Raw genomic sequence first — 6,593 nt, 5'->3', positions numbered from 1 at the left:
ACGAGGCCCCCAGGCCCTTCGCATGGACCAAGACCGCCGACGAGATCCTCGACAAGGTGGCCACGTATTGCCGGCGAATCTCTGACTCAGGTCACTAGGTGGGCCTCGATCGGATTGGCCCAGGGCGCTTAGGTCGGGCTGAAGCACAGCTTGATGGACACGGGTGAGCCAGGCGACCAGCACAGCAATCGTTTTCTCACCGCTGCCTTGCTCAGTGTCCTACTCGCACTGACCAGCACATGGGCGGCCGCTCCTGCTCCAGCGACACCACATATACCGACGACGCCGCCCGCTTCATCGGAGCCGATGCCACCGTCGGTGTCGCCGGCAGCGGCGCGGGCATCGGAAGCGTCTTCGGCAACCTCATCATCGGGTAAGCCCGCCAGGGCTTGTTTGGTGGGTCAGTGACAAGCCGGACAGCCGATCGTTCAGAGCAGTGTGGGGCGGGAAGATCTCACCGATAACGAATGGGCACGACTTGACCGCCCTTGCCGAAGAGCGCCGGGCGGGGTGGGCGGTGGAAGGATCGCCGGCAGGTCATCAACGGAATCTGTTCCGCCTGCGGACCGGTGGCGCGTGGAGCGACCTTCCGCGTCGGTTTGGAAGCCGGCAGAAGGAGCGTCGGGGTAGTTGCTGAGCACGTCCGAGAGCGCCTCCTGCTCCTCGGTGTCGATGCTCAGCCGGGGCTCGGTGGTCACCCTCACCAACGCCGGCAGGAGAAGCTCGCCGCATGGACCACGGCCCACGAACGCCGCACGGATGCCGCCCTCGCCGCGCTCGACGACAGTGATCGCCTGGCCATCGCGGAGACGCTGCCTGTCCTCTTCCAACTCGCCGAACGCCTGGGTGAGCCAGCCGCCGGCGCCGAGCTGAGCAGATCCCACAACGGCCCGCTGAGGGGCGTGTGAAGGCGGTTTGATCGTTGTTGCCTGATCACCTCAGGGTCTGGATGGCTCGGTCGAGTCCGTCCCAAGCCGACGACGAGCTGTGAATGGTGATCGAGCCACCGCTGCCTACGGTCGAGCGGCGGCCCGAGCCCCGGGATCCGCAGGAGGCCAGGCCGGTACGGGGTTCTATCGTCCCGCCCAAGTCCTGAACGGCACTGCCGCGGCCATCCCTCCCCTGGGTGTACAGGGCCGGAGACACCTCCGATCAGGTCCGCCAAGACGCTCCCCTCGGGCGGCGGGAGGTGCCCGGCGCACGCCGAGCAGCGGGACGGGGTGAGCGTGCCCGCTGCGCGACGCTGAGGTGCCCAGGCGGTGAGGTGCGCTCTGTCAGAACGGTGGCGGCCCCGTCCCAACGATGCGAATGGAGCCGGTCACGCCGTTCACAGAAGTCCAATCGGCAGCAAATGTGCCCTCGCGGCCGTCAGGCAAGCGCAAGGTGAGCTGATCGCCGCTTTCGAGCAGTGGATACAGGTCGGTGCGCAGATTGCTGGGAGTGAGGCTGCCGAACCACTTCCCGGACAACTCTGCGTAGGACTTCCGAAGCCTGCCGTGGACCGGGACCTGGGCAGATCGGGCGATGACGAGAGCGTCGTCGTTGTATGCCTTGACTGTCATGCACCTATTTTGGATCTTTTATCCGCATTCGGGTGGATTGATCGGCGCGTGGTTCCGGTGCCTGTCGATCGCGACGGTAGCCGCTGGCAGGCGCGCAGCTGCGCGAGCAGTTAGGCCGACGTCCCGGTGCGGGCGTTGAACTTGATGGAGTATCGCCGACTGGAATGCCGGCAGTATGCGCCTGCCTGAAGGGCTCCTCTGGGCATCCGGGGCATGTGAGCGGTCAGCCGTCTCGGCGTGGTGTCGGGGAACGTGCCGGGAGCGGGGTTGCCGGCCAGCACGTGCGCCCCCGCGACCAGCGGGGTGGCGACGCTGGTGCCGCCCGCGACCACCTAGCCCGTGGAACCGCCGGGATGGGGGATGTGGTGGTGTACACCGCCACGCCGGTGGCAAGGTCCGCGACCGCAGAGACGTCGGCGACGGTGCGGCAGTCCGGGCAGGAGGCGCTCACCATCTCCACGTCGATGGCCTCCTCGAACGACCGGTCCGGGACGACGGTGGTCGGCAGAGTGCTTCCGTCGCGTTGGTTGATCACGCGCAGGCAGCCGCTGGACGTGGTGCACGGAGGCAGGCGGAACTGACGGCGGTAGACGGCCAGGTCACTCTCCAGGTTGGGGTGGTGGTAGGCGACGTTGATCGCCACCGTCCGACCCCTGCCGTACTGACCGAAGAGGTTGTAGGGGCGGCGGAGGTCGAAGGGGCTGAGGCCGGGCGGATTCTGGTTCGGCGGGACGGACGCAAGCGGTGGCAGGTCGGTGCGTACCCGGGCCGTGCAGGACACCCGAAGAGGGTCGGATGGCTGAGAGCCGGCGCGCACGCCGGTCGGCGTACGGTGGCCGGCGGGCGAGCCGTGGGCCTGAGCGGCCGCCGGCACGACGACCAGGCCCCCAGGGCGAGGGCTGTCACCAGCAGCGATCGGATCGGGCGGACACCGCGCATGACACTCCTCCGGGGCCGGACGGTGCCCCCTTCCGTTGGGGCGGGGTTGCGCCGCCGGACACTCGGGTCCGCGGCCTCACCCGTCCCGTCGCGGCGTCACCGCCGGTCCGCCTCACCCGTCACGGCAACGGCCGCACGGCCCACTGCCGGAACGCGAACACTCCAGCGGCCCGAACGCCACCTGAACACCCGCCAGATGGCGCACCGAATCCACCCGTACAGCAGAACGCACTCCGCGCCACGTACGACAGGCATAACCGAATGACCGCTGCCTGGTCAGAAGAACTTGGACCAAGCCCCGATTGCTCACGGGTGATGGAGTGCCAGCTTGCCCGGACCTGTTCGCCCCACAAGATCAAGGGCTACAGCTGGAGTACTAGGGCGTGTTGTGAAAGCGCTTGCTGTGGGTTCGGGGGCGAGCGAAGCGGTGGCCCTTGATCAACGCGGCCGGGCTTCATAACCTCGCTCGATGGGACATGACGACCTTCCGACTCTTGAACTCGCCTTCCCGGGTCCGGAACGTGACCGTGGTGTGGCGGCGATCCTGAGCGGCCAGAAGACTGCCCTCACGGGTCTCCTGGAGATCTACGAACACGCCGGCGAGGCAGTACCGGTGACCGGACAGCGATTCTGGGTGCTTGATTCCGAAGGCCGTCCGGCCGTCACGATCGAGCTCGTCGACGTGCGCGTCGTTCCCATGAAGGAGATCGACGACGACTTCGCACGAGCAGAGGGACGCGGCTACTCCGACGTGGCGGAGTGGCGGGCAGCGCACGAAGAGTTCTTCCGGAGCGATGGCGTGAGCGAGTACCTGGGACGCACCCCGGTCATTGATGACGACACTCTTGTCGTTGCAGAACGCTTCCGAGTGGTCGAGCCCGACGACTCGGGTGGTCCGTGACCGACTCGATGGGAGTCCGGAGGATCAACCGGACAGGCCCTGTGAGTGCCGGTACGGCTGCTGGTCATAGCCACTCGTTGATGGCCGCGACCAGTACGGTTGCCTCGTAACGGACGGCGAGCTTGTCATATCGCGTGGCGACGGCTCGGTGGCGCTTCAGTCGATTGATCCCGCATTCCACCGCGTGGCGCTCCTTGTAGTCGGCCGTGTCGAACTTGGGCGGTCGGCCGCCTCGGGAGCCGAGCTTCTTGCGGTTGCGGACTTGGTCGGCCTTCTCACGGAATGGTGCACGCGACACCTCGTCTGCGTAGGTAGGCGCGGTTCGCTCGAGAGCCGTAGGCCTTATCGGCACGGACCTTGTCCGGCTTGGTGCGGGGCCGGCCCGGGCCAATGAGGGGCACCCGGATGCCCTCCAGCACGGGCTGGAACTGCGGGCTGTCGTGCCTCTGTCCGGCGGTCACGAGCAGGGACAGAGGCTTCTGTCCCTGCTCGACCGCAAGGTGCAGCTTGGTGGTCAGTCCGCCGCGCGAGCGTCCGAGGCCGTGGTCGTCGGGCTCGGCGTCGACACCACCAGGACGCTCCTTCTGCAGATCCCCCTTTTGCGAGCCCCGGCGGCGTGCTGGTGCGCGCGGGCGATCGTGGAGTCCACGCTGACATCCCACGTGATCAGGCCCTTCGCATCGGCTTCGGCCTGCAGTTGCTCGAAGAGCCGCTTCCACGTGCCGTCGCGTTGCCACCGCCGGAAGAGGTCGTAGGCTCGATCCCACGGCCCTTACCGCTCGGGGAGATCCCGCCACGGCGCACCAGTCCTGGTCCGCCGGCGTATGCCGTCGATCAGCTGCCGACGAGGCCACGTCGGCGGCCGTCCTGGCTTCTTACCCGTCGGCAACAGCGGTTCAAGCCGGGCCCACTGGCCATGCGTCAGATCACCACACCCCCATGGCAAGTGATCATTTCACGACCATGATCCACTTTCGCAACAGACCCTAGTACGCGGCACGGTGGAGGCCCGCGGCCCGCGGCCCGCGGCCCGCGCCGCACCGTCGTCGGCGAGATGGCCTGAGACCTGGACGAGGTGGCCGCCGCCCGACGCGACCACGGCCCCCAGGCCGCCCTCGACCTCCTCGGCCGCACCAGCCCGGCCCTGGCCCAGCCGGCCACCCCGCAGCGCACCGTCGCCGACGGTACCGCCGGGGCCCACCTGCACCAGTACGCCGACCTATTGCCCGCCGGCACCCGCTCGGCGGACCTGCGCCGGCTCGGCCACCGAAGTCAAGGTTCTCCGGCCTGCGACGTGTCTCATGAGGCACCGTGGAAGGCCTTTCCTTCGGCAGATGGCGAGAGCCGGGTTCCACCACTCACTGCTCACTGCTCGTCGACTCCTCTCCGGTGCCGCGCACTTCTGCCCGGGTGCGCAGCCGGCCGCGTGCAGTGAGCCTCTCCAGCCGGTGCTGCTCCCTGGCCGCCCAGCGCTCCACCCGTGCCGGGTCCAGCGGCCCCCCGTGGCCGACGTGCAGCGTGGTCGGCTTGAGCGCGAGCATCGCTCGCAGGCTGGCCAGATTGCCGACCGGGTCGTCGTGGAAGGGCGGGTTGGCCGGCCTTCGGTGTGCCATCCCGAGGAACGAGGTGGCGACCAGGTCGCCTGCGACGAGATCGCCCTCATCGGTGAGCACCGATATCGACCCGGCGGTGTGCCCCGGGGTGGGCATGATCCGGGCGTCGACGCCATGCTCGTACAGCGCGGCGGGCCCTCCGATCAGCAGGTCCGGCCGGAACGGTTCGGTGCGCTCGTGGAAGGCGTCCAAGCGGTCCAGGAAGCGGCCGAACCGTCCGGTGGGAAGATACGGTTCGCGGATCCGGCCGGTTTTGTAGGGGCCGAGATCCGCGGTGTGGGCGACCACCGGAGCTCCGGTGGCCCGGCGCAGTTCCGCGGCGGATCCGAAGTGGTCGATGTGGGCGTGGGTGATGACGATCGCCGAGACGTCGCCGGGCTCGATGCCGTGCTCGGCGATTCGCGCCAGGATCTTCGTGCCGCTGCCCGGGATGCCGGTGTCGACCAGAACGGCCCGACGGCCCAGCAACAGGAAGGCGTTGACGTTCCGTTTGCCCATGACCGGTACCGGGATGACTGTGGTGTGTGCCATGACTGCGACGCTACGTTCGTCCAGCCGAGCCGTTCCATGCTTATCTGACCCAGATTCCTAGCTGTTCGTCTCATCATAGGTAGTGTGCGGGTATGGATGTCCTCGCCGATGTGCTGTCCGCCACGAAGATCGGCGGAACTGTCACCGCCAGGGTGCATGCCGCCCGGCCGTGGGGGATCGAGTTCCCGCACCTGGCCTCGGCCGTCTTCCACCACATCACCCAGGGCTGCTGCTGGCTGCGCCGCCCGGGCGCCGAACCACTTCCCCTGACGGCGGGTGACCTCGTCCTGCTCCCGGCCGGCAGCGGCCACGCAATGGCGAGTGACCCGACGGGCCCGACGGTCCGATTCGAAGACGTCACCCAGGCGCAGCGCAGCGGGCCGGGCGCGCCGATCGACTTCCCGGGACCCGGACCGGACACCCGCATCGTCTGCGGTGGCTATCGCTTCGACACCCACGCCTCCCACCCACTGCTGACCTTGCCACCGGTGCTGCTGCTGCGCGCGGACCCCTCTGCGCGCCGGCACGACCTCACCGAGACGCTGCGCATGCTGGCCGTAGAACTGGCCGACCCGGCACCGGGGTCACAGACCATTACCGACCGGCTGGTCGACGTCCTCTTCGTCCACATCCTGCGCCAGTGGGCGGCCTTGCGGGACGCCCCGGATCACGGCACCACCTGGTGGGCGGCCCTGCGTGATCCCGAAGTCGCCGCCGCGATCTCCCTCATCCACGAGGAACCCGGGCGGACCTGGACCGTGGACACCCTGGCCCGCGAAGTCGGAGTCTCCCGGGCCACCCTGTCCCGCCGCTTCACCCGCCTCGTCGGTGAACCTCCACTGGCCTACCTCACCCGCTGGCGCCTGGAGATCGCCGCACGAAGGCTCCGGGAAACCAGCGACTCCGTCACCCGCATCGCCAACACCGTCGGCTACACCTCGGAGTTCGCCTTCTCCCGCGCATTCACGCGCCACCGCGGCACCCCACCCACCCGCTACCGGGCCACCCACCGCCAATGAGATGTGGTCTTGGGTTCTGACTCCGAGG

General features: G+C 68.5%; 6 protein-coding genes and 2 pseudogenes. 4 read left to right on the top strand and 4 right to left on the bottom strand.

Annotation, left to right across the window (positions count from 1 at the left end; translation table 11 throughout):
* The first annotated feature begins 239 nt into the window (after window positions 1-239).
* Window positions 240-377 carry an ATP synthase subunit c family protein gene (locus IO33_RS50835; RefSeq protein WP_157858037.1) on the top strand — a complete coding sequence of 46 codons (138 nt, stop codon included), beginning with the start codon at window positions 240-242 and terminating at the stop codon, window positions 375-377.
* Between the two features lie 51 nt (window positions 378-428).
* On the opposite strand, the gene IO33_RS50830 is transcribed toward IO33_RS50835, so the two are convergent.
* Both IO33_RS50830 and IO33_RS0139810 read right to left on the bottom strand, forming a co-directional pair.
* Complete coding sequence (locus IO33_RS50830; RefSeq protein ID WP_157858036.1) at window positions 429-884, bottom strand: hypothetical protein; 456 nt, start codon at window positions 882-884, stop codon at window positions 429-431.
* Between the two features lie 390 nt (window positions 885-1,274).
* Entirely contained in the window at window positions 1,275-1,562 is a 288-nt protein-coding gene (locus tag IO33_RS0139810) for a hypothetical protein (protein WP_031173988.1), read from the bottom strand.
* A gap of 1,408 nt (window positions 1,563-2,970) precedes the next feature.
* Here IO33_RS0139810 and IO33_RS0139800 point away from each other — a divergent pair.
* Window positions 2,971-3,402: an ASCH domain-containing protein gene (locus IO33_RS0139800; protein ID WP_031173986.1), complete on the top strand. Its 432-nt coding sequence runs from the start codon at window positions 2,971-2,973 to the stop codon at window positions 3,400-3,402.
* 64 nt (window positions 3,403-3,466) lie between these two features.
* Here the strand turns inward: IO33_RS0139800 and IO33_RS48595 are convergent.
* Window positions 3,467-4,348 (bottom strand): annotated as a pseudogene (locus IO33_RS48595) (IS5 family transposase).
* 75 nt (window positions 4,349-4,423) lie between these two features.
* Between IO33_RS48595 and IO33_RS53160 the strand changes: the two are divergent.
* Window positions 4,424-4,684, top strand: a pseudogene (locus IO33_RS53160) (OB-fold nucleic acid binding domain-containing protein); the annotation flags it as partial.
* A gap of 76 nt (window positions 4,685-4,760) precedes the next feature.
* Here the strand turns inward: IO33_RS53160 and IO33_RS0139790 are convergent.
* A complete protein-coding gene (locus IO33_RS0139790; RefSeq protein WP_037687172.1) occupies window positions 4,761-5,546 on the bottom strand; it encodes an MBL fold metallo-hydrolase in 786 nt (261 codons plus the stop codon).
* Window positions 5,547-5,638: 92 nt separating this feature from the next.
* Between IO33_RS0139790 and IO33_RS0139785 the strand changes: the two genes are divergently transcribed.
* Window positions 5,639-6,565: an AraC family transcriptional regulator gene (locus IO33_RS0139785; protein ID WP_031173984.1), complete on the top strand. Its 927-nt coding sequence runs from the start codon at window positions 5,639-5,641 to the stop codon at window positions 6,563-6,565.
* Window positions 6,566-6,593 lie beyond the last annotated feature (28 nt).

Source organism: Streptomyces durhamensis, assembly GCF_000725475.1.
Taxonomy (GTDB): domain Bacteria; phylum Actinomycetota; class Actinomycetes; order Streptomycetales; family Streptomycetaceae; genus Streptomyces; species Streptomyces filipinensis.
Note: the sequence above shows the minus strand (reverse complement) of the source record. Positions and strands in the feature narration are given on the sequence as shown.

Excerpts from the sequence above, each read along its gene's own strand:
- IO33_RS0139790 (WP_037687172.1), bottom strand. The coding sequence starts at position 5,546 with ATGGCACACACCACAGTCATCCCGGTACCGGTCATGGGCAAACGGAAC.
- IO33_RS50835 (WP_157858037.1), top strand. The coding sequence starts at position 240 with ATGGGCGGCCGCTCCTGCTCCAGCGACACCACATATACCGACGACGCC.
- IO33_RS0139800 (WP_031173986.1), top strand. The coding sequence starts at position 2,971 with ATGGGACATGACGACCTTCCGACTCTTGAACTCGCCTTCCCGGGTCCG.
- IO33_RS0139785 (WP_031173984.1), top strand. The coding sequence starts at position 5,639 with ATGGATGTCCTCGCCGATGTGCTGTCCGCCACGAAGATCGGCGGAACT.
- IO33_RS0139810 (WP_031173988.1), bottom strand. The coding sequence starts at position 1,562 with ATGACAGTCAAGGCATACAACGACGACGCTCTCGTCATCGCCCGATCT.